This is a genomic window from Nocardioides bruguierae, assembly GCF_023554635.1.
GTDB classification, from domain to species: domain Bacteria; phylum Actinomycetota; class Actinomycetes; order Propionibacteriales; family Nocardioidaceae; genus Nocardioides; species Nocardioides bruguierae.
Genome location: NZ_JAMJPH010000020.1, coordinates 1 through 20,592, shown reverse-complemented (window position 1 = coordinate 20,592; position 20,592 = coordinate 1). Strand labels below are relative to the sequence as shown.

Sequence of the window (20,592 nt, the reverse complement as noted above, 5' to 3'; positions counted from 1 at the left end):
TCAGGCGAGCCCGTAGTGACCGGGCTTGGCCACGGCCACGACCTGGCCGACCACGATGATGGCGGGCGGGCGCACCTCGTGGGCGACGAGGTCGGCGGCGAGCGAGCCCAGCGTGGTCAGCACCGTGCGCTCCTCGGGCAACGTGCCCTCGACGACCACGGCGACCGGGGTCCCGGCGTCGCGCCCGCCCTCCATCAGTGTCGTGGCGATGAGCGGGGCGTTCTCGACCGCCATGAGCAGCACGACGGTGCCGCGCATCCGTGCGACGGCCGACCAGTCGACCAGGGACGTCGGGTGGCCGGGCGGCACGTGCCCGGAGATGACGGTGAACTCGTGGGCCACCCCGCGGTGGGTGACGGGGATGCCGGCCCGCGCGGGCACCGAGATCGACGAGGTCAGGCCTGGCACGACCGAGACCGGCACGCCGGCCGCCTGGCAGGCCAGGACCTCCTCGAAGCCGCGCCCGAAGACGTAGTTGTCGCCGCCCTTGAACCGGACGACGCGCTTGCCCTCGAGCGCCCGGTTCACGATCGTCTCGTTGATGACCTCCTGGGTCGTGTGCCGACCGCGCGGCAGCTTCGCCACGTCGACGAGCTCCACGTGCGCCGGCAGCTCGTCGAGCAGCTCGCGGGGCGCCAGCCGGTCCGCGACGACGACGTCGGCCGAGGCCAGCGCGTGCCGGGCCGCGACGGTGACCAGCTCGGGGTCGCCGGGGCCACCGCCCACGAGCACGACCCCGGCCGTGGTGTCGAGGCCAGCGCGCGCGGAGATGGTGCCGTCGCGCAGGCCGGTCATGATCTCGTCCCGGACGCCGGCCGAGAGACGCGGCTCCCGGTTCGCGAGGACGGCGACGGTGAGGTGTCCGTGCCGCCCGACCGCCGGCGTCCACGCGCTCGACTCGCTGGCGTCGTCGCCGCGCACGCAGAAGATGCGTCGCTCCTCGGCCGCCTCGGCGACCGCGGCGTTGACCGCCGGGTCGTCGGTGAGCGCCAGCGCGTACCAGGCGCCGTCGAGGTCGGCGGGCTCGAACTCACGGGCGTGCCAGGTCAGCACGCCGGTGAGCCCCTCGACCGAGGGCGTGACGTCGGGCGAGACCACGACGACGTCGGCGCCGGCCCGGATGAGCGCCGGGATGCGGCGCTGCGCCACGTGCCCTCCGCCCACGACGAGGACTCGTCGTCCTGCGAGGCGCAGCCCCACCGGGTACGGCGTGTGGTCGGTGCGGTGGTTCTCCCCCGGACGAGTCATGCCCACATTCTCGCGCTCTCGTGTGACAGGGGCATGACCGGGCTCGGAGGGTGAGCGGCCCGCAGCGATGCGCCGCTAGCGTCGAGGGCATGAGTCTCGACCGACCCGTCACCCCGAACCCGTACGAGCTGCTCCCGGCCGCACCGTCCTTCTCGGTCACCAGCACCGACGTCATCGACGGTGCTCCCCTGGACGACGCCCAGGTCGCGTCCGGCGGCAACACCAGCCCCCAGCTGTCCTGGGAGCCGGGCCCGGAGGGCACCCGCAGCTACACGGTCACCTGCTTCGACCCCGACGCCCCCACCCCCAGCGGGTTCTGGCACTGGGTCCTCGTGGACCTCCCCGCCGACTGCACCGAGCTCCCCACCGGCGCCGGCAAGGAGGGCGCGGACCTGCCCGGGGCCGCGTTCATGTGCCGCAACGACGGTGGCACCCACGCCTTCATGGGCGCGGCCCCGCCGGAGGGCGACCAGGTGCACCGGTACTACTTCGTGGTGCACGCCGTGACCGAGGACAGCCTCGGCGTCGACGCCGACGCCTCCCCCGCGGTCGTCTCCTTCAACCTGGCGTTCAAGACGGCGGGCCGCGCGATCCTGCACGGCACCTACCAGCACTGATCCCCGGTCAGGACGAGGCGGGGCGCCGCCCCCGGGCCTGCTGCAGCGTCGGCACGTCGACCCGCGCCACGCGGTAGACCGAGGCGCGCGTGCTCTCGAGGGCTCGCCGGGCCGGGGCGCCGCAGCGCGCCGGGTCGGTGAGCCAGGTGAACAGCGCCCGGTCGTGGGTCAGCAGCCCCGAGCCCACGTCGGCCACCGCCGCGGCCAGCAGGGCCCCGGCGCCTCCCACCGGTGCCGGCTCCTCGCCGAGCTCCTGGGCCAGCACGCGCTCCGCCTCGTCCAGGATGACGTCGGGGACGACGGCCTGGCGCCGCCGGGCGAGCTCGTCACGCACCTGGGGCAGGCTGCCGGCGGCCTGGCTGCCCGCAGCCTCCTCCAGGGCGTCCACGAGGTCGCCCAGGTGCCGCTCCATCAGCCAGGACGGCATGCCGCGCGCGGCGAGCAGGCGCGTCAGCCAGTCCACCTGGCGCTGCGACTCCGTGAGGGGCTGGTCGGCGAGCTGGGCGAGCCAGGCCGAGTCGGTGCCGGAGTAGCGCCCGGCGCTGTCGGCGTAGCGGGCCCCGTAGTACGGCACGTGCGCACAGGTGCGGTGCGCGGCACGCACGGCCGCCCGCAGCAGTCGGGCGTCGGTGGTCACCGGGTAGACCCCGCCCTCCGGGTTGAGGACTCCGGCGTCGACGACCATGCCCCGGGCGCGGTACCCGAGGCCCCGCACCACGCTGTCGTGGGCCTCCCCCACCAGCCGCAGCGTCTCGGCGTTGCCGATCGCGGCGGCGCCGTCGGTCAGGAGGACCGTCAGCTCCTCCGCGTCGGTGGTACCGACGTGGCAGGCGATCCGCTCGACCGAGGCGATCGCGGCCCACACGGCTGCGTCGGGGACGGAGCCCTCCTCCTCACGGGAGACCGCCGCGAGCAGCTCGTCACGGACCCGCGCGTCCTGCGCGCCCGGCTCCTGCGTCGGCAGCCCCGGGTGGGCCTGGTCGGTGTCCGGCTCCTCCATGCCTCGATCCAACCACCCGTCCCTCGCCGCGCCCACGCCTGGGCGCGGCGAGGAGGACGGGAGCCCGGTCAGGTGCCGGGGGTGCTCGCCCGCCGCAGCAGGTCCTCGAAGGCGACCGGCGAGGCGACCTGCTCCTCGAACGAGGTGGGGCGACCGGCCGCCGGGGCGGACGCGACGCCGAGGAGCGCCGCGAGCTCGCCGGCCGCACGCTCGACCCGCTGCTGGAGCGCCGGGTCGGCGAAGTCCTCCGAGGCCGCGAACACGGCGGTGGGCACGACCACGGCCCGCAGGTAGGCGAACAGCGGCCGCAGGGCGTGCTCGAGCACGAGGCTGTGCCGGGCGGTGCCGGCGGTGGCCCCCACGAGCACCGGCTTGCCCGCCAGGGTGCCCGGCTCCAGGACGTCGAAGAACGTCTTGAACAGGCCGGAGTAGCTGGCGCTGAAGACGGGCGTCACGACCACGAGCGCGTCGGCCCGACGGACCAGCTCCACGGCCTCGGCCAGCGCACCGGACGGGAACCCGGTGAGCAGGTTGTCGGCCAGCGGGTGCGCGAGGTCGCGCAGCTCCACCACGTCCACCTCGACCGGCCGTGCCAGGGCGGCCACGGTCGCCTCGGTGAGCCGGTCGGCCAGCAGGCGGGTGGAGGACGGGGTGGAGAGCCCGCCGCTGACGACGACGAGGCGGGTCATGCCGACACCTCTTCCTCGGCGCGACGGCCGGTGACGTCGTCGACGGCGTGGACGCTGCTGTCGCGGGCGCCGCCCGCGGCCGCCACGAGGGACGCGTGCGTGGGGGCGTCGGGCACGTGGGCGGGCCGGCCCTCGGCGAACCCTGCCCGCAGGTCGGGCAGGATCTCGCCGAGCAGGTCGAGCTGCTCCAGGACGGTCTTGAGCGGCAGGCCGGCGTGGTCGATGAGGAACAGCTGGCGCTGGTAGTCACCGACGTAGTCGCGGAAGGACAGGGTGCGCTCCAGCACCTCCTGCGGCGACCCCACGGTCAGCGGGGTGCCCGAGGTGAAGTCCTCCAGCGACGGGCCGTGGCCGTAGACCGGCGCGTTGTCGAAGTACGGACGGAACTCCCGGACGGCGTCCTGGCTGTTGCGACGCATGAAGAACTGGCCGCCGAGGCCGACGATCGCCTGGTCGGCGCGGCCGTGGCCGTAGTGCTCGAAGCGCTGGCGGTAGTAGGCCACCATCTTCTGCGTGTGCGAGGCCGGCCAGAAGATGTGGTTGTGGAAGAAGCCGTCGCCGTAGTACGCCGCCTGCTCGGCGATCTCGGGGCTGCGGATGGACCCGTGCCACACGAACGGGGGCACGCCGTCCAGCGGCCGCGGGGCCGAGGTGAAGCCCTGGAGCGGGGTGCGGAAGCGCCCCTCCCAGTCCACGACGTCCTCGCGCCACAGCCGGTGCAGCAGGGCGTAGTTCTCGATGGCCAGGTTGATGCCCTGGCGGATGTCCTTGCCGAACCACGGGTAGACCGGGCCGGTGTTGCCGCGGCCCATGGTCAGGTCGACGCGGCCGTCGGAGAGGTGCTGGAGCTTGGCGTAGTTCTCCGCGATGAGCACCGGGTCGGTCGTGGTGATCAGGGTCGTCGCCGTCGACAGGATCAGCCGCTCGGTCTGGGCGGCGATGTAGGCCAGCGTCGTGGTGGGCGCCGAGGAGATGAAGGGCGGGTTGTGGTGCTCGCCGGTCGCGAAGACGTCGAGGCCGACCTCCTCGGCCTTCTTCGCGATCGCGACGGTCGCCTTGATCCGCTCGTGCTCGGTCGGGGTGCGGCCCGTGGTCGGGTCCGGCGTCACGTCGCCGACGGTGAAGATGCCGAGCTGCATCCCGGTGTGCTGCTTCTGCTCCATGTCACTCACTCCACCAGAGTAGTTGAATCTTTGAACAATCGCCTCAACCGCGGTGCACGACACGCTATTCCTCGCGGTCGGCAACACCGGCCGCGAGCAGCTCGTCGCGGCATGCTGGACGGATGAGCGAGACCGTCGAGACCCGTCCTCCCGCAGCGGTGGCGCCCGGAGGACCGGCCGTCTGGGCGGCGGCCGCGGGCCTCGTCCTGCTGCTCACGGCCGGGCAGCTGGCGGTGGCGACCTTCGTGCCCGGCATCGACCGCTTCGCGGGCAAGGCCTTCGGCGCCCGCCTCGTGGCCTACCCGGTCCTGATGCTGCTGGTGCCCGTGCTGTGGTGGGCGACCCATCGCGGCCGCGGGTGGCGCGGGCAGCCCTGGGTGGCGACCACGCTGGTGATGGTCCCGTTCCTGATCGACGTCACCGGCAACACCCTCGACCTCTACGACACGGTCGTGTGGTGGGACGACGCGAACCACTTCGTGAACTGGGCGCTGCTGTGCGGCGGGCTGGGGCTGCTGCTCCCCCGCACCGGCCGGGCGGGGCTGGACGTGCTGGTGGTGGCCGGGCTCGGCGCGGTGCTGGCCATCGGGTGGGAGGTCGGCGAGTGGTGGACGTTCATCCGGCACGGCACGGAGCTGGGCACCGCCTACGAGGACACGCTGGGCGACGAGGTGCTCGGGACGCTGGGTGCGACGGTCGCAGGCGTGTCGATCGCCCTCGTGCGGCGCCGCCGCCGGTAGCGTCGAGCGGTGCCCGGGCTGCGTCTCCACCTCGCCGTGGCGGTCCGGTCCTTCCGTCGCTGGTCGACCTACCGCGCCGCGACGCTGTCGGGCATCTTCACCAACTCGGTCTTCGGCGTCATCAACGCCTTCGTGCTGCTCGCCGTGTGGCGCGCGAACCCCGGCGCGGGCGGGTACGACGCGACCGACGCGGTCACCTACGTGTGGCTCGGCCAGTCGATGATCATGACGATCATGCTGTGGGGCGGCGGGGCGCCCAGCGACCTGGCCGAGCGCATCCGCACGGGGGACGTCGCGCTGGACCTCTACCGCCCGGTCGGTCTGCTCTCCTGGTACCTCGCCGCGGACGCCGGACGTGCCGTCTTCCACCTGCTCACCCGCGGGGTGGCACCCACGGTCGTCGGCGCGCTGCTCTTCGACCTGCGCTACCCCGACGGCCCCCTGACCGTCCTGGCCTTCGCCCTCAGCGTCGTCCTGGCGCTGCTGGTGAGCTTCGCCGTCCGCATGCTCGTCGCCGTCGCCGGGTTCTGGGTGCTGGACTCCCAGGGGCTCACGATGACCGCGAACCTGCTCGCCATCTTCTTCTCGGGCATCACGCTGCCGCTCGTCCTCTTCCCCGGCTGGCTGGGCGAGGTGGCGATGGTGCTGCCGTGGGCCTCCTACCTGCAGGTGCCGGCCGACGTCTGGCTCGGGCAGCGCACCGGGGGCGCCCTCGTGGGCGGCCTGGCGCTCCAGGTCGGCTGGGCCGTGCTGCTGCTGGGGGCGACCGCGCTCGTGCTCCGGGCCGCCGAGCGCAAGGTGGTGGTCCAGGGTGGCTGACGTCCTGGCTCCCGCACGGCCCCGACCGGCCGCGGTCCTGCGGCACGCCCGGACCTACCTGCGGCTGGCCGCGGCCTGGGTGCGCTCCTCCTACAGCTACCGGCTGTCGTTCTGGCTGATGGTGCTCAGCAGCTTCGCGGTCAACGCGATCGAGTTCCTCGCCGTGGTCTTCATCTTCGCCAACGTGCCCGACCTGGGCGGGTTCTCCCTGCGGGAGGTCGCGTTCCTCTACGGCACCACCGGCGTGCCCATGGCGCTGGCCAACCTGCTGGTCGGCAGCGTCGAGGACCTCGGGCGCAGCATCCGCACCGGGACGCTCGACCAGATGCTGGTGCGTCCGGTGCCGCTGCTCGTGCAGGTCTGCTCGGACCGGTTCGCCCTGCGCCGGGTCGGCCGGCTCGGGCAGGCGGTCGCGGTCCTGGTGTGGGCCGGCCTGTTCGTGGACTGGTCGCCCGCCGCCGTCCTGCTGACGCTGGTGGCGCTGCTCGCGGGCACGGCCATCTTCTTCGGCATCTTCGTGGGTTTCGCGGCCATCCAGTTCTGGACGGCGGACGCCGCCGAGGTCGCCAACGCCTTCACCTACGGCGGCTCGTCGCTGACCCAGTACCCGCTCACGATCTACCCGCGTGAGCTGGTGGCCGGGCTGACCTTCCTCGTGCCCGTCGCCTTCGTGAACTGGTACCCCGCCCTGCTGGTGCTCGACCGTCCCGAGGCCTCCGGCTACCCCGGCTGGCTCGGGCTGGCCTCCCCCGTCGTCGCCGCCCTCGTCCTGGCCCTGGCCGGGCTCGTGTGGCGTCTCGGCGTCCGCCACTACCGCTCGACCGGCTCGTGAGGGCCGGGGAGGAGGAGCCGACCGTGCCGCTCATCGAGGCCCGTGACCTACGCCGCGACTTCGTCGTCCACCGTCGGAGGGGTCGTCTGCGCCGCGAGCGCGACGTCGTGACCGCGGTCTCGGACGTGAGCTTCACCGTCGAGCCCGGTGAGATGGTCGGCTACATCGGGCCCAACGGCGCGGGGAAGTCGACGACGATCAAGATGCTCACCGGCATCCTCGTGCCCACCTCGGGCCACCTGCGCGTCGCGGGCGTCGACCCGAGCCGCCGCCGCACGGACCTGGCCCGGCGCATGGGCGTCGTCTTCGGCCAGCGCACGGGTCTGTGGTGGGACCTGCCGCTGCGCGACTCCTTCGACCTGCTGGCCCGCATCCACGACCTGCCGGCCGCGCGGTACGCCGAGAACCTCGAGCGGTTCACCTCGTTGCTGGACCTCACCGCGCTCCTCGACACCCCCGTGCGCCAGCTCAGCCTCGGCCAGCGCATGCGCGGCGACATCACCGCGGCCCTCCTGCACGACCCCGACGTTCTGTACCTCGACGAGCCCACGATCGGCCTGGACGTCGTCAGCAAGGCGCGGCTGCGGAGCTTCCTGCGCGAGCTGAACCGCGAGCGGGGCACGACGCTGGTGCTCACCACGCACGACCTGGGCGACATCGAGGCGCTGTGCGACCGGGTGATGGTGGTGGACCACGGCTCGCTGGCCTTCGACGGCCGCCTGAACGACCTGCGGGCGCACGCCGGGGCGACCCGCACGCTCGTGGTCGACCTGGCCGAGCCGGGGCCGGCGGTCGAGGTCGAGGGCGCCCAGGTGATCCGGGTCGAGGGCCCGCGCCAGTGGCTGTCGTTCCCGGCCGACGCCAGTGCCGCACCGCTGGTCGCCGCGCTCGCCGCCCGCTACCCGGTGGCGGACCTCTCGTTGCAGGAGCCGGACATCGAGCAGGTCATCTCCCGGCTCTACTCGACCGCACGCCCCGGCTGATCGGCTGCCGCCGGACCGGCGCGCACCGGCACCGGCCCCGTCAGGCCGGGGGCTGTGCGGTCGAGCGCCGCGGCGGCACGGCCAGGCCCACCCTCAGCTCCGGCGGCAGCTGAACGGGGGCGTAGCGCTCGAGCAGGAGGACGGCACGGTCGTCGTCGCCACGAGGCACCGACCGCAGGATGCGGCGCGCGGCGCCGTCGAAGCCGGGACGCACGGCCAGGCGTGCGGTCTCCCGTAGCCACTCGACGCCGTCCTCGATGTCCCCGCCGGGCTCCTCGACCACGCCGTCGGTGTAGAACAGCAGCGCGTCGCCGGGCTCCAGGACCCCGCAGCTGGACTCGAACGGGGCCCGGTGCATGACGCCGAGGGCCAGCCCGCGGGCCTCGTCCGCGGCCCAGGTGCCGCGCGTGCCGACCCACGACAGCGCCGGTGGGTGCCCGGCGCTGTGCACCTGGAAACGGCCGCTGCGCAGGTCGACGAGCACGTGCACGGCGGTGGCCATGGCCTCGTCGGAGTCCTGCCGCAGCAGGAAGTCGTTGGCCGCCTCCATGAGGGCGACCGGGGGCAGGGAGCCGAGCAGCCCGCCCAGTGCACCCGCGAACTGGAGCGCGTCCGTGCCGGCGGCCACGCCCTTGCCGACCACGTCCACCAGGATCATCTCCAGGTGGTGCTGGTCCTCGTCGAGCCGGGCCACCATGAAGTCGCCGGCGTAGCCGACCGAGTGCGCGGCCTTGGTGGCGGTCTGCACGCGCCAGCCGTCCGGCAGCGGGGGCACGTTGCCCTGCTTGGCGAGCCGGTCGCGCAGGTCGGCGAGCATCGACTCGCTCAGCGGGGCCGGCAGGCCGCTGCGCTGCCGGCTGGACTGCCACAGCACCAGCGCGGACCCCAGGGCGAGCGCGATCATCCCGGACGCCCGGGCCGAGCCGAACTCGCCCCCGGAGATCCAGTCCACGAGGCCGACCACGTAGGCGGCGGGCAGCGTGACCGCGGTCAGCAGCAGCAGCGCCCGGAAGCGGAGCAGGAGCATCCCCAGCACCAGCCACACGTAGTAGGTGCTGACAGGCATCACCGCGTAGCGCCACAGCGAGATCGCCACGCACACCGCGACCCCGACCAGCAGCACGCCCAGCACGGTGCCCTGGCTGCGCGTGGTGCCCGAGCGCCACTGACCGGCGAGGTCGTCGCCGGCGTGCAGCAGGGCGCGCAGCGCGGAGGCCGGGCGGGGTGAACGGTCAGGCACGGGACGACAGTAGTGGGCGAGTGGTCGACACGGGCAACGAACGACGCGTGGCGCGGCCCCGGTGGTCGGCGGATCGCGGACCGACCACCCGAGCGGGTGTCTTCCTGAACCGTTCCAGGGAGAAAGGTAGAGGGAGGACGACGGACGCCGCCGCGTCCGTCCCCGTCGCCCACCAGGGAGAGGAACCATGACGACCCAGCAGACCCCCAGCACGACCGGCAGCACGACCGGCAGCACCACCGGCACCGGCGCTCCCGCGCCGTCCGACCGCAACAGCCTGACCGTCGGCGCCGACGGGCCGATGCTCCTGCACGACCACCACTTCGTCGAGCAGATGGCGCACTTCAACCGCGAGCGCGTGCCCGAGCGCAACGTCCACGCCAAGGGCTCCGGCGCGTTCGGCACCTTCACGGTCACCGGCGACGTCACCGCCTACACCAAGGCCGCCGTCTTCCAGCCCGGCGCCGAGACCGAGATGCTCGCCCGGTTCTCCACCGTCGCCGGCGAGATGGGCTCCCCGGACACCTGGCGCGACCCCCGTGGCTTCGCGCTGAAGTTCTACACCTCCGAGGGCAACTGGGACCTGGTGGGCAACAACACCCCGGTGTTCTTCGTGCGCGACTCGATGAAGTTCCCGCACTTCATCCGCAGCCAGAAGCGGCGCGGTGGCTCCGGGCTGCGCGACAACGACATGCAGTGGGACTTCTGGACGCTGAACCCGGAGTCCGCCCACCAGGTCACCTGGCTCATGGGCGACCGCGGCATCCCCGCCTCGTGGCGGACGATGAACGGCTACGGCAGCCACACGTACATGCTCTACAACGAGGCCGGCGAGAAGTTCTGGGTGAAGTTCCACTTCATCTCCCACCAGGGCGTGGAGTGCCTGACCCAGGCCGACGCGAACCGCATCGCCGGCGAGGACTCCGACTTCCACCGCCGCGACCTCTACGAGGCCATCGAGAATGGCGACCACCCCGCCTGGACCCTCAAGATCCAGGTGATGCCGTACGAGGACGCCAAGACCTACCGGTTCAACCCGTTCGACCTGACCAAGGTGTGGCCGCACAGCGACTACCCGCTGATCGAGGTCGGCACGATGACGCTGAACCGCAACCCCGAGAACCACTTCGCCCAGATCGAGCAGGCGGCGTTCGAGCCCTCCGCCATCGTCCCCGGCATCGGGTTCTCCCCCGACAAGATGCTGCTCGGCCGCGTCTTCGCCTACGCCGACACCCACCGGTACCGGATCGGCCCGAACTACCAGCAGCTGCCGGTCAACCGGCACCGGGTCGAGGGCGCCTACACCTACCAGTTCGACGGTCCCATGGCCTACGACCACGTCGGGGACCGGTCGAAGTACGCCCCGAACACCTACGACGACCCCTACTCCGACCTCACCGGCCCGGCCGAGGACGGCTGGGAGACCGACGGCGAGATGGTTCGCGAGGCGTACACGCTGCGAGCCGAGGACGACGACTTCGGCCAGGCCGGCACCATGGTCCGCGACGTCTTCGACGACGCCGCGCGCGAGCGCTTCGTCGGCAACGTGGCCGGTCACCTCGCCGGCGGGGTCAGCGAGCCCGTGCTGGAGCGTGCGTTCGAGTACTGGCGCAACGTCGACGCCGAGATCGGCAAGCGGATCGAGGAGGCCGTGCGCTCCGGCGACCACGGCGACCCCGCGCCGCACCCCACGGACGCCGAGGAGACCGTCTGAGGCGGACGCCTCCCCCGGCACCGCGACCAGGACGCCCCGACCCTGCTGGGTCGGGGCGTCCACGCTTGTACGCTCGAGGAATGCCGATCCATCCCCGGCTGCCCGGACGCCCGGTCCTCGTCAGCGCGCACCGCTGCGGCGCGGGCGACGACCGCTCGCTGGAGAACACCCGGCCCGCGCTCGAGGCAGCCCTGGCCTCCGGCGTCGACTTCGTCGAGGTCGACGTGCGCCGCTGCGCGGACGGGACGCTGGTCTGCTTCCACGACGAGAGGGTCACTCTCCAGGGACGCCGGGTGCGCCTGGAGTCGCTGGACTACGCCGCGTTCGCCGCCGCCGCGCCGCAGCACCTGCTCTTCGAGGACGTCCTGCGCCTGCTCGCCGGCCGCGCCCGCGCCCACGTCGACCTCAAGCTCACCTCCCTCGCCTCGTCCTACGCCGACCCCGCGTCCACGCACGAGGTCGCGGTGACCCGCCTGGCGCTCGAGCACCTGCGCCCCGCCGACGTCATCGTGACCACCCTGGTGGACGAGTCGGTCCGGGCCGTCCGCGACTGGGCCGACGCCCACGGCCACGACATCCTGGTCGGGCTGAGCCTCGGGCGGCCGGTCACCGAGCTGCCCTGGTGGCGCCAGGTGGCGGCCCGCCTCTCCGAGATCAGGCCCGCCCGCCGCATCCGGGCGAGCCGCGCGAACCTGGTCGTCGCGCAGTACACGGTGGCGCGGCTGGGGGCGGCGTCCTTCGCCCGCCGTCACGGCATCCCGCTGCTGGTGTGGACCGTCGACTCCGAGCGCGGGCTGCGCCGATGGTTGCGCCCGGGGCGGGCCTGGCTGGTCACCAGCAACCACCCCGACCGCGCGCTGGCGGTGCGCGACGCCCACCGCGGCGGTCGCTACGGCATCGGGGCACGGTGGCTGCACCCCGAGGAGCGGGTCGCCCTGCGCCCGCACCGCGTCCGACGTCGCCGCCGCACCACGGTTGCCCGTGGGGCGCGCGCCCGCGGGCTGCGGGCTGGCAGGATCGACCCGTGAGCACCTCCCCCGCCTCCCGTCCCGGCACCTCCGACCCCGCAGGCGACCCCGCAGGCGACCCCGCAGGCGACCCCGCAGGCGACCCCGCAGGCGACCCCGCAGGCGACCCCGCAGGCGACCCCATCGGCGAGCGGGTCACCGACGTCCTCGGTGACCCGTGGACCGCCGAGACGCTGGACCTCGGCCACGACGACGAGGGTCCGGTCGTGGCCACTCTCGTGCACCGTCGGGCGCCGCAGCCGACCCGACGGGCGGTGCTCTACGTGCACGGCTTCAGCGACTACTTCTTCCAGGTCGACTTCGCGGCATGGTGGCTCGAGCGAGGCTACGACTTCTACGCGCTGGACCTGCGCAAGTACGGGCGCTCCCTGCGTGACGGCCAGACGCCGGCGTTCGTGACGGACGTGGCGGAGTACGGCGCCGAGCTGGGCCAGGCGTGGGCGCGGATCACCGAGCGTGACGGGCACGAGCACGTCATCGGGGCCGCCCACTCCACCGGCGGCCTCGTGCTGCCGCTGTGGCTCGACCAGGCACGGCCGGCGGAGCTCGCGGGCCTCGTCCTCAACTCCCCCTGGCTCGACATGCAGGGCAGCGTCTGGCTGCGCACGGTCGGCACGGTGGCCATCGACCAGCTGGGTGCCCGCAGGCCCCGGTTCGAGATCAAGCGCGCGGTGGACGGCTTCTACACCGAGGCGCTGCACCGCGACCACCACGGCGAGTGGGACTTCGACCTGGACTGGAAGCCGGCCGAGTCGATGAAGGTCTACGCCGGGTGGCTGCGGGCGATCCGCCGCGGCCACGCGCGGGTCCACCGCGGGCTCGACGTCGGGGCGCCGGTGCTCGTGCTCTCCTCCGACCGCAGCTCGCACCCCACGTCCTTCGACGACGACCTCGTCTCCACCGACGTGGTGCTCGACGTGCGGCAGATCCGCCGCTGGGCCTCCAGCCTCTCCACGCAGGTGACCTACACCGCCGTGCCCGGGGCCATCCACGACGTGGTGCTCAGCCGGCGCCCGGTGCGCGAGCGGGCCTACGCCGAGATCGACCGCTGGCACGAGGCCTACGTGCTGGCGGACGCCCCGGCCTGAGGCCGGGGCGCCCGGTCCGGGTCGGGCGGCGTTGGAGGAGCCGGGCTGGGCCTCAGGCCTCGTCGTCCGGCTTGCCCGGGTTGGCGGCGCGCTGGGCCTCGGCGATCGCCTCGGCGACCACGTCGTCGGACGGGCTGGAGCCGGCGTCCGGGACCTGCGGCTCGCTCGGACCCATGTCGACGCGCTCCTTGGGCCCGTCGACCTGCTGGGGCACGCCACTGATCTGGTTCATGGTGGAGCCCAGACCCTCGAGCGCCTTGCCGACCTCGCTGGGGATGACCCACACCTTGTTGGCGTCGCCCTCGGCGATCTTCGGCAGCATCTGCAGGTACTGGTAGGACAGCAGCGACTGGTCGACCCGGCCGTCGTGGATGGCCTGGAAGACCGTCTTGATGGCCTGCCCCTCGCCCTGGGCCTTGAGGATCGCGGACTCGCGCTCGGCCTGGGCGCGCAGGATGGCGGACTCCCGGTCACCCTCGGCCCGCAGGATCGCGGACTGCTTCTGGCCCTCGGCGGTGAGGATGGCGGCCTGACGGTCGCCCTCGGCGTTGAGGATGGCGGCGCGCTTGTCGCGGTCGGCGCGCATCTGCTTCTCCATCGAGTCCTTGATGGAGGGCGGCGGGTCGATCTGCTTGATCTCGACGCGGTTGACCTTCAGGCCCCACTTGCTCGTGGCCTCGTCCAGCACCGAGCGCAGCGCCGTGTTGATGGAGTCGCGGCTGGTCAGCGCGGCCTCGAGGTCCATGCCGCCGACGATGTTGCGCAGCGTGGTCATGGTCAGCTGCTCCGCGGCCGAGATGTAGTTCTCGATCTCGTAGGTGGCCGTGACGGCGTCGGTGACCTGGAAGTAGATGACGGTGTCGATCTCGACCGACAGGTTGTCCTCGGTGATCATCCCCTGCGGGGCGAACGAGACGACCTGCTCGCGCATGTCGACGATGTAGCGGACCTTGTCGATGAACGGCACCACGAGGTTCAGGCCCGCGGAGAGGGTGCCGTTGTACTTGCCGAACCGTTCGACGATGCCGTTGCGTGCCTGGGGCACGATCTGCACCGCCTTGCTCAGCACGGTGATGACGAAGACGGCCACCAGGAGCAGCAGCACGAGCACGGGCAGGGAGTCCACGGGTTCCTCCGGTCGGTGGGGGGTGGGTGTGGGACGGGCTTGTCAGGTCTGGTCGCCGGCCGGGCCGAGCCCGGTGAAGCCGGAGACCGGGTGGACGACGGCGCGCGCACCGCGGATCTCCATCACCTCGACCTGCTCGCCGGGGGCGATGGTGAGGGTGGGGTCGTAGGGCACGGCGGTCCACGTGTCGTGGCCGAGCCGGACGGTGCCCGAGGCGTTGCCGGTGATCGCCTCCAGCACCTCGCCCTGCGTGCCGATCAGCCGCGCCGGGCCGATGACCAGGTCGGGGCCGCGGTGCAGACGACCGATCAGTCGCGGACGCAGCAGTGCCAGCGTGGCCGCGCTGGAGGCGAGGGCGACGAGTGCCTGGACGACCAGCGGGGCGTCGAGCAGGCCGGCCACCATGCCGGTGAGCGCGCCGACCGCGAGCATCGCGAGGATGAGGTCGAGCGTGAGCATCTCGCCCACGCCCAGCAGCACCGCGAGGCCGAGCCACACGGCCCAGCCGTGGTCGGAGAGCCAGTCCATGCCCTCGACCCTAGCGGTACGCCTGTGAGCCAGGCCGCACCCACCGGTGAGCCGGCGACAGTCGGAGGGTCAGCGGGCGTCAGCGGGCGCGCGGTGCCTTGCGCCGGGCGCTCCAACGGTCGTCCTCGCTGCGGGTGACCTGCAGGGGCACGCCGAAGGTCGAGGAGAGGTGCTCCTCGGTGAGGACCTCGTCGATGGGGCCGGCCTGCATGACCCGGCCGTCGCGCAGCAGCAGCGCGTGGGTGAAGCCCGGCGGGATCTCCTCGACGTGGTGGGAGATGAGCACCGTGGCGGGCGACTCCGGCGCGAAGGCCAGCATCGACAGGGTGCCCACCAGCTCCTCACGGCCACCGAGGTCGAGGCCGGCGGCCGGCTCGTCGAGGAGCAGCAGCTCGGGGTCGGTCATGAGCGCGCGGGCGATCTGCACCCGCTTGCGCTCTCCCTCGGAGAGGGTGCCGAAGCGCCGGTCCGTCAGGTGCGCGGCGTGCAGCTCGCGCAGCAGCTGGGTCGCGCGGTCGTGGTCCATCTCGTCGTAGGTCTCGCGCCAGCGGCCGAGCACGCCGTAGGAGGCGGAGACGACCACGTCGTGGACGATCTCGTGGCCCGGGATGCGGTCCGCCAGCGCGGCGGAGGTGAGGCCGATGCGGGGGCGGAGCTCGAAGACGTCCACGTCCCCCATGAGCTCGTCCAGCACGCTCGCGATGCCCGAGGTGGGGTGCATCTGCGTGGAGCACACCGAGATCAGGGTGGTCTTGCCGGCACCGTTGGGCCCGAGGACGACCCAGCGCTCCTCGGCCTCCACGGTCCAGCTGACGCGGTCGAGGAGGAGGTTGTTCCCCCTGCGGACGGTGACGTCGACGAGGTCCAGGACTGCGGGCATGCCGCCACCCTAGCCGCGCCGCCGCACCCGTCCGGGGACCGCCCTCCGGCGGGTGGCCGTGGCTCGATCCAGCGCTCGGCCCAGCGCTCGACCCACGGTGTCGACGGTGTGCCCGAGGATGCGTGCGCCGCGTACGGTCGCGTCCGTGACGAGCCTGCTCCCCGACGCCCTCCGCCTCGCCTGGTGGGGCACCGCGTGGCTGCGTGGCCACGTGGTCGCCGACCACCTGATCGACGAGGTGGTGGCCCACCAGGCCACCCACGCCGTGCACGGCCTCGCCGGGCTCGGGCTCGGTGGCGCCGAGACCGAGACGCTCATCGGCGGGCTCGGCCGGTTGCGCGCCGAGGGCGCCGACACCATCGGTGCCGCGTTCCCGGCCGAGGGGCACCCCGCCGGGCTGGGCGGGCCGGCACCGTTCAACGCGGCGGCCCTCGACGTCGGCGAGGCGGTCGTCGTCTCCGGGCCGGGTGTCGAGCCTTCCGTGGGCCTCGTCCCGCACGAGACCGGCCGGGCCACCACCTGGGTGGCGCAGCCGGCCCGCCGTCGTCCGCTGACGGACCTGGGCGAGGCCGACCGCGGCCTCCGCGCCGCCCTCCCGGCGGCCGCCGACGCCCTGGCGGCGCTCGACGTGGCGCGGTGGCGGCCCGAGGTGGCCGACGTGCTGATGAACCTGCGGCGCCGCGAGGAGCTGGCGGGCCCGCCGGGGGTGCCGACCCGGGCGGTCGACCTGGCGGCGCGCGCGCTCCAGGCGCAGGAGATCTGCGACCTCGCCCTCGAGGACGACGGCGGTGCGGTGAGCCTCGGGGAGGCCCAGCGGCGGGCAGACGTCCTGCGGCCCCTGGCCCGCGCCGCCCGGGAGGCGCTGGTGGCCGCGGGCTCGCCCGAGGGCTGGCCGCCCGCGGGCTGAGCAGCGTCGGGCTGAGCCGCGTCGGCGTGGCCGCCGTGGACCGACGCCTCTCCCGCGGTCTCCTGGCGCTAGCCTTCTGACCCGATGAGCGAGCAGCCGGCCGTCCCCGCGGCCACCCCGCGTCCCGACTCCCACACCCTCCTGGTCACCCTCTCCGGTCGTGACCGGCCGGGCGTGACCTCGGCGATCCTGGCGACCCTGGCCGAGCACGGCGGCACGGTGGTCGACCTCGACCAGATCGTGCTGCGACGCCGGCTGATCCTCGGGGTGCTGGTGGCCGTCGAGGGTGACACCGCCCCCATCACCGCGGCCGTCGCCGGCACCGCCGCGCGGCTGGAGATGTCGGTGGAGGTCGAGCCGGGCACCGGCCTGACCGTGGCGCCCAAGGCCGGACGCGCCCACGTGACCGTGCTCGGCACCCCGCTCAGCGCCGCCGCGATGTCGGGCATCACCTCGACCATCGCCGAGGCCGGGGCGAACATCGACCGCATCCAGCGGCTCGCGAGCTACCCCGTCACCGCGATCGACCTGCACGTCTCCGGTGCCGCGCCCGAGCGGCTGCGCGAGCTGCTGGCCACCGAGGCCGCCCGGCAGCAGATCGACGTGGCCGTGCAGCCGGCGGGCATGCTGCGCCGCGGGATGCGGCTGATCGTCATGGACGTCGACTCCACCCTCATCCAGGGCGAGGTGATCGAGATGATCGCCGCCCACGCCGGGTGCGAGGCCGAGGTCGCGGAGGTGACCGAGCGGGCGATGCGCGGCGAGCTGGACTTCGAGGAGTCGCTGCGGGCCCGGGTCGCGCTGCTGGAGGGCGTGCCCGCCTCCGCGCTGCACGAGGTCTACGACAGCATCGAGCTCGCCCCCGGGGCGCGGACGATGGTGCGCACGCTGCGCCGCCTCGGCTACCGGTTCGCCATCGTCTCCGGCGGGTTCACCCAGATCACCGACCGGCTGGCCGTCGACCTGGGCATCCACTACGCCCGGGCCAACCAGCTGGAGATCGTGGACGGCCGGCTGACGGGCAGGGTCGTCGGGCAGGTCGTCGACCGGGCCGCCAAGGCCACCGCCCTGCGCGAGTTCGCCGCCCAGGTGGGCGTCGAGCCGGACGCCACGGTCGCGATCGGCGACGGTGCCAACGACCTCGACATGCTGGCCGCCGCCGGCCTCGGCATCGCCTACAACGCCAAGCCGATGGTGCGCGAGCGTGCCGACACCGCCGTCAACGTGCCCTACCTCGACACGATCATGTACCTGCTCGGGATCACCCGCGAGGAGATCGAGGCGGCCGACGCCGCCGCCGGCATCACCACCCCCGCTCCCCCGCTGGGCTGACCTCCGGCGCGGGTCGAAGGGTCGGGTAGCGGGTCGGGTTTGGTCACCAACCCCGTGCCCGAGGCCCCGCAGCCCCACGTTGGTGACCAAACGTGGAGCGGGTGCCGGGTCGGTCAGCCCCGGGCGGTGTGGAACGCGGTGAGCCGCAGGGCGGCCTGCTGGACCGACGTCCAGACGCCGGGCACGTCGAGCACCGCGACCGACGCCGGCGGGTAGCCCAGCGCGAGCGCGTTGCCGGCGTCCGGGTCGCCCTCGCCGTCGTCCAGGGTGCTGGCGAGCATCGCCATGGTCGGGTTGTGGCCGACGACCAGCAGGGTGCGGACGGCGTCGTCGGTGGCCCAGACGAGGTCGAGCACCGAGGCGGGACCCGACTCGTACAGCCCGTCCTCGACGACCGGGTCCAGCGACCAGCCCGCCCCGTCGGCGACGCCGGCCCAGGTGCTGCGGGTGCGTCGGGCCGAGGAGACCAGGGCGACCTCGGGGCTGATGCCCTGCTCGGCCAGCCAGCGGCCGGCGGCCACCGCGTCGCGGGAGCCGCGCGCGGTCAGCGCCCGCTCGTGGTCGCTGCTGCCGAGCTGCTCGGCCTGGGCGTGGCGCAGCAGGACGAGGCGGCGGGGCGGCGACGCGGGCGGGGTGGGCGGGGTGGGCATGGACACAGCGTGCCCTACACGTGCCGACGGCGCCCCGCGGGGTCGCGGGGCGCCGTCGGGCGTGGGTGACCGGGCTCAGGCGCCGGTGGCGTGGAACCCGCCGTCGACGTGCACGATCTCGCCGCTGGTGGCGGGGAAGAAGTCCGAGAGCAGCGCCACGACCGCCTTGGCGGTGGGGATCTGGTCGGTGTTGTCCCAGCCGAGCGGGGCACGGTTCTGCCACAGCTCCTCGAGGTCCTCGAAACCGGGGATGGCCTTGGCCGCCAGCGTCTTGAGCGGGCCGGCGGAGACCAGGTTGACCCGGATGCCCTCGGAGCCGAGGTTCTTGGCCAGGTAGCGGGAGGTCGACTCCAGCCCGGCCTTGGCCACGCCCATCCAGTCGTAGGCGGGCCAGGCGACGGTCGCGTCGAACGTCATGCCGACCACGGAGCCGCCCTCGCTCATCAGCGGGCGGCAGGCGTTGGTGAGGCTGGCCAGGGAGTAGGCGGAGACCTGCACGGCCTGCGAGACGTCCTCCCACGGGCCCGTGAGGAACTTGCCGCCCAGCAGGGTCGTGGGGTTGCCGTAGGCGATGGAGTGGACGACGCCGTCGAGGCCGTCCACGTGCTCGCGGACGAGGTCGGGGAGCCGCTCGAGGTGCTCGGGGTCGGTCACGTCGAGCTCGAGGACCGGCGGCTCCACGGGGAGGCGCTTGGCGATCCGCTTGGTGATGCCGAGCGCGCGCCCGAAGTTGGAGATGAGCACCGTGGCGCCCTGCTCCTGCGCGATCTTGGCCGTCGCGAAGCCGATCGAGGTGTCCATCGTGACGCCGGCGACGAGGATGCGCTTGCCGTCGAGGATGCCCATGGTGGTGATGCTCCTGCCTGTGGGTGCAGCGTGGCGCTGCGGGATGTCTGGGGGTGTGGTGCGGGGCTGCGGGTGCCGCGCGGGCTCAGTGGCCCATGCCGAGGCCACCGTCGACGGGGATGACCGCGCCGGTGACGTAGCCGGCACCGGGGCCGGCGAGCCAGGTGACGGTCTGCGCGACGTCCTCGACGGCGCCCAGGCGACCCAGCGGGATGCGGGAGGCGTACTCGGCGCGCTGCTCCTCGGGGAGCTCCGCCGTCATGTCGGTGGTGATGAAGCCGGGCGCGACGACGTTGGTGGTGATCGAGCGCGACCCGAGCTCGCGCGCCATGGAGCGCGCCATGCCGACGAGGCCGGCCTTGGACGCGGCGTAGTTGACCTGGCCCGGCGAGCCGAGCAGGCCGACGACCGAGGAGATGAGCACGATGCGGCCGCGGCGCAGCCGCAGCATGCCCTTCGCGGCGCGCTTGGCGAGCCGGAACGAGGCCGTGAGGTTGGTCGAGATGACCTTGTCCCAGTCGTCCTCGCTCATCCGCAGCAGCAGGGTGTCGGAGGTGATACCGGCGTTGGCGACGAGGACCTCGACCGGCCCGTGGGCCTCCTCGGCCGCCTTGAAGGCCGCCTCGACCTGGTCGGGGTCCGTCACGTCGCACCGCAGGTCGAGGGCGCCCTCGGGGGCGCCGCCGCTGCGGGTGGTGACGGCGACCTTGTCGCCCTGGGCCAGGAAGGCCTCGGCGATGGCGCGGCCGATGCCACGGTTGCCGCCGGTGACGAGGACCGACCGGCCCTGCGGTGCGTCGGTGCTGCTCTGCTCTGCTTCGCTCACGCCCCGGACGCTAGTGGTGACCGGCCAGTAGACACAGTGCGGCCCGCCGCACGGACCGCAAAGGCTGTGTCACAGGTCGCGCTGGCCCGTCACTCGTCCTCGAGGCGGAAGCCCACCTTGAGGCCGACCTGGAAGTGCTCGATCTCGCCGTCGCGGACGTGCCCGCGGACCTGGGTCATCTCGAACCAGTCGATGTGCCGCAGCGTCTTGGACGCGCGGCTGATGCCGTTGCGGACGGCCTGGTCGATGCCGTCGGGCGAGGTGCCGACGATCTCGGTGACGCGGTAGGTGCGGTCGGTCATGGGGGCCTCCTGGAGCCGGTTCCGGGGGGGGGGC

General features: G+C 73.4%; 22 protein-coding genes. 10 read left to right on the top strand and 12 right to left on the bottom strand.

Annotated features, from left to right (window positions below; genetic code table 11):
* Complete coding sequence (gene cobA / locus M8316_RS10550) at window positions 1–1,248, bottom strand: uroporphyrinogen-III C-methyltransferase (RefSeq protein WP_250054403.1); 1,248 nt, start codon at window positions 1,246–1,248, stop codon at window positions 1–3.
* Window positions 1,249–1,337: 89 nt separating this feature from the next.
* On the opposite strand from cobA, the gene M8316_RS10545 reads away from it, so the two are divergent.
* Window positions 1,338–1,865 carry a YbhB/YbcL family Raf kinase inhibitor-like protein gene (locus M8316_RS10545; RefSeq protein WP_250054402.1) on the top strand — a complete coding sequence of 176 codons (528 nt, stop codon included), beginning with the start codon at window positions 1,338–1,340 and terminating at the stop codon, window positions 1,863–1,865.
* A 7-nt stretch (window positions 1,866–1,872) separates the two neighbouring features.
* Here the strand turns inward: M8316_RS10545 and M8316_RS10540 are convergent, their stop codons facing one another.
* The 3 genes from M8316_RS10540 to M8316_RS10530 form a co-directional block, all read right to left on the bottom strand.
* Window positions 1,873–2,865, bottom strand: coding sequence for a hypothetical protein (locus M8316_RS10540; RefSeq protein WP_250054401.1), 993 nt, complete (start codon window positions 2,863–2,865; stop codon window positions 1,873–1,875).
* A 68-nt stretch (window positions 2,866–2,933) separates the two neighbouring features.
* Complete coding sequence (locus M8316_RS10535; RefSeq protein WP_250054400.1) at window positions 2,934–3,554, bottom strand: FMN reductase; 621 nt, start codon at window positions 3,552–3,554, stop codon at window positions 2,934–2,936.
* The gene (locus M8316_RS10530) at window positions 3,551–4,693 is read right to left on the bottom strand and encodes an LLM class flavin-dependent oxidoreductase (protein ID WP_250054770.1); all 1,143 of its coding nucleotides are present in this window, start codon (window positions 4,691–4,693) and stop codon (window positions 3,551–3,553) included. The genes M8316_RS10535 and M8316_RS10530 overlap by 4 nt, the downstream gene beginning before the upstream one ends.
* A gap of 146 nt (window positions 4,694–4,839) precedes the next feature.
* Here M8316_RS10530 and M8316_RS10525 point away from each other — a divergent pair, with 146 nt between their 5' ends.
* Genes M8316_RS10525 through M8316_RS10510 form a run of 4 tightly spaced genes read left to right on the top strand, consistent with a single transcriptional unit; the run spans window position 4,840 to window position 8,091 of the window.
* Window positions 4,840–5,457, top strand: coding sequence for a hypothetical protein (locus M8316_RS10525; RefSeq protein ID WP_250054399.1), 618 nt, complete (start codon window positions 4,840–4,842; stop codon window positions 5,455–5,457).
* Between the two features lie 9 nt (window positions 5,458–5,466).
* Window positions 5,467–6,276, top strand: coding sequence for an ABC transporter permease (locus M8316_RS10520; protein WP_250054398.1), 810 nt, complete (start codon window positions 5,467–5,469; stop codon window positions 6,274–6,276).
* Window positions 6,269–7,108 carry an ABC transporter permease gene (locus M8316_RS10515; protein ID WP_250054397.1) on the top strand — a complete coding sequence of 280 codons (840 nt, stop codon included), beginning with the start codon at window positions 6,269–6,271 and terminating at the stop codon, window positions 7,106–7,108. Before M8316_RS10520 ends, M8316_RS10515 begins: the two co-directional genes overlap by 8 nt.
* 23 nt (window positions 7,109–7,131) lie before the next feature.
* Window positions 7,132–8,091 carry an ABC transporter ATP-binding protein gene (locus M8316_RS10510; protein WP_250054396.1) on the top strand — a complete coding sequence of 320 codons (960 nt, stop codon included), beginning with the start codon at window positions 7,132–7,134 and terminating at the stop codon, window positions 8,089–8,091.
* A 40-nt stretch (window positions 8,092–8,131) separates the two neighbouring features.
* Here M8316_RS10510 and M8316_RS21085 read toward each other — a convergent pair whose 3' ends face one another.
* On the bottom strand, window positions 8,132–9,331 hold the full coding sequence (locus M8316_RS21085; protein WP_250054395.1) for a PP2C family protein-serine/threonine phosphatase: 1,200 nt from the start codon (window positions 9,329–9,331) through the stop codon (window positions 8,132–8,134).
* A gap of 187 nt (window positions 9,332–9,518) precedes the next feature.
* Here M8316_RS21085 and M8316_RS10500 point away from each other — a divergent pair, with 187 nt between their 5' ends.
* The 3 genes from M8316_RS10500 to M8316_RS10490 all read left to right on the top strand — a co-directional run bounded on the left by M8316_RS10500 (window position 9,519) and on the right by M8316_RS10490 (window position 13,161).
* The gene (locus tag M8316_RS10500) at window positions 9,519–11,045 is read left to right on the top strand and encodes a catalase (protein ID WP_250054394.1); all 1,527 of its coding nucleotides are present in this window, start codon (window positions 9,519–9,521) and stop codon (window positions 11,043–11,045) included.
* 80 nt (window positions 11,046–11,125) lie between these two features.
* Window positions 11,126–12,073, top strand: coding sequence for a glycerophosphodiester phosphodiesterase (locus M8316_RS10495; protein ID WP_250054393.1), 948 nt, complete (start codon window positions 11,126–11,128; stop codon window positions 12,071–12,073).
* Complete coding sequence (locus M8316_RS10490) at window positions 12,070–13,161, top strand: alpha/beta hydrolase (RefSeq protein ID WP_250054392.1); 1,092 nt, start codon at window positions 12,070–12,072, stop codon at window positions 13,159–13,161. The genes M8316_RS10495 and M8316_RS10490 overlap by 4 nt, the downstream gene beginning before the upstream one ends.
* Before the next feature lie 52 nt (window positions 13,162–13,213).
* On the opposite strand, the gene M8316_RS10485 is transcribed toward M8316_RS10490, so the two are convergent.
* The 3 genes from M8316_RS10485 to M8316_RS10475 all read right to left on the bottom strand — a co-directional run bounded on the left by M8316_RS10485 (window position 13,214) and on the right by M8316_RS10475 (window position 15,695).
* On the bottom strand, window positions 13,214–14,278 hold the full coding sequence (locus M8316_RS10485) for an SPFH domain-containing protein (protein ID WP_250826038.1): 1,065 nt from the start codon (window positions 14,276–14,278) through the stop codon (window positions 13,214–13,216).
* 51 nt (window positions 14,279–14,329) lie between these two features.
* Window positions 14,330–14,815: an NfeD family protein gene (locus M8316_RS10480; protein WP_250054390.1), complete on the bottom strand. Its 486-nt coding sequence runs from the start codon at window positions 14,813–14,815 to the stop codon at window positions 14,330–14,332.
* A gap of 79 nt (window positions 14,816–14,894) precedes the next feature.
* Window positions 14,895–15,695: an ABC transporter ATP-binding protein gene (locus tag M8316_RS10475; RefSeq protein WP_250054389.1), complete on the bottom strand. Its 801-nt coding sequence runs from the start codon at window positions 15,693–15,695 to the stop codon at window positions 14,895–14,897.
* Between the two features lie 145 nt (window positions 15,696–15,840).
* On the opposite strand from M8316_RS10475, the gene M8316_RS10470 reads away from it, so the two are divergent.
* Both M8316_RS10470 and serB read left to right on the top strand, forming a co-directional pair.
* Window positions 15,841–16,602 carry an Rv1486c family protein gene (locus M8316_RS10470; RefSeq protein ID WP_250054387.1) on the top strand — a complete coding sequence of 254 codons (762 nt, stop codon included), beginning with the start codon at window positions 15,841–15,843 and terminating at the stop codon, window positions 16,600–16,602.
* An 84-nt stretch (window positions 16,603–16,686) separates the two neighbouring features.
* On the top strand, window positions 16,687–17,934 hold the full coding sequence (gene serB / locus M8316_RS10465) for a phosphoserine phosphatase SerB (protein WP_250054386.1): 1,248 nt from the start codon (window positions 16,687–16,689) through the stop codon (window positions 17,932–17,934).
* A gap of 113 nt (window positions 17,935–18,047) precedes the next feature.
* Here serB and M8316_RS10460 read toward each other — a convergent pair whose 3' ends face one another.
* From M8316_RS10460 to M8316_RS10445, 4 genes are all read right to left on the bottom strand, one after another.
* Window positions 18,048–18,584 (bottom strand): SixA phosphatase family protein, encoded by a 537-nt coding sequence (locus tag M8316_RS10460; protein WP_250054384.1) that lies wholly within the window; start codon window positions 18,582–18,584, stop codon window positions 18,048–18,050.
* A gap of 75 nt (window positions 18,585–18,659) precedes the next feature.
* Window positions 18,660–19,430: an enoyl-ACP reductase FabI gene (gene fabI, locus M8316_RS10455; RefSeq protein ID WP_250054382.1), complete on the bottom strand. Its 771-nt coding sequence runs from the start codon at window positions 19,428–19,430 to the stop codon at window positions 18,660–18,662.
* A gap of 85 nt (window positions 19,431–19,515) precedes the next feature.
* Window positions 19,516–20,256, bottom strand: coding sequence for a 3-oxoacyl-ACP reductase FabG (fabG, locus tag M8316_RS10450; protein ID WP_250054380.1), 741 nt, complete (start codon window positions 20,254–20,256; stop codon window positions 19,516–19,518).
* Window positions 20,257–20,345: 89 nt separating this feature from the next.
* Complete coding sequence (locus M8316_RS10445) at window positions 20,346–20,558, bottom strand: dodecin (protein WP_250054378.1); 213 nt, start codon at window positions 20,556–20,558, stop codon at window positions 20,346–20,348.
* Window positions 20,559–20,592: the final 34 nt, after the last annotated feature.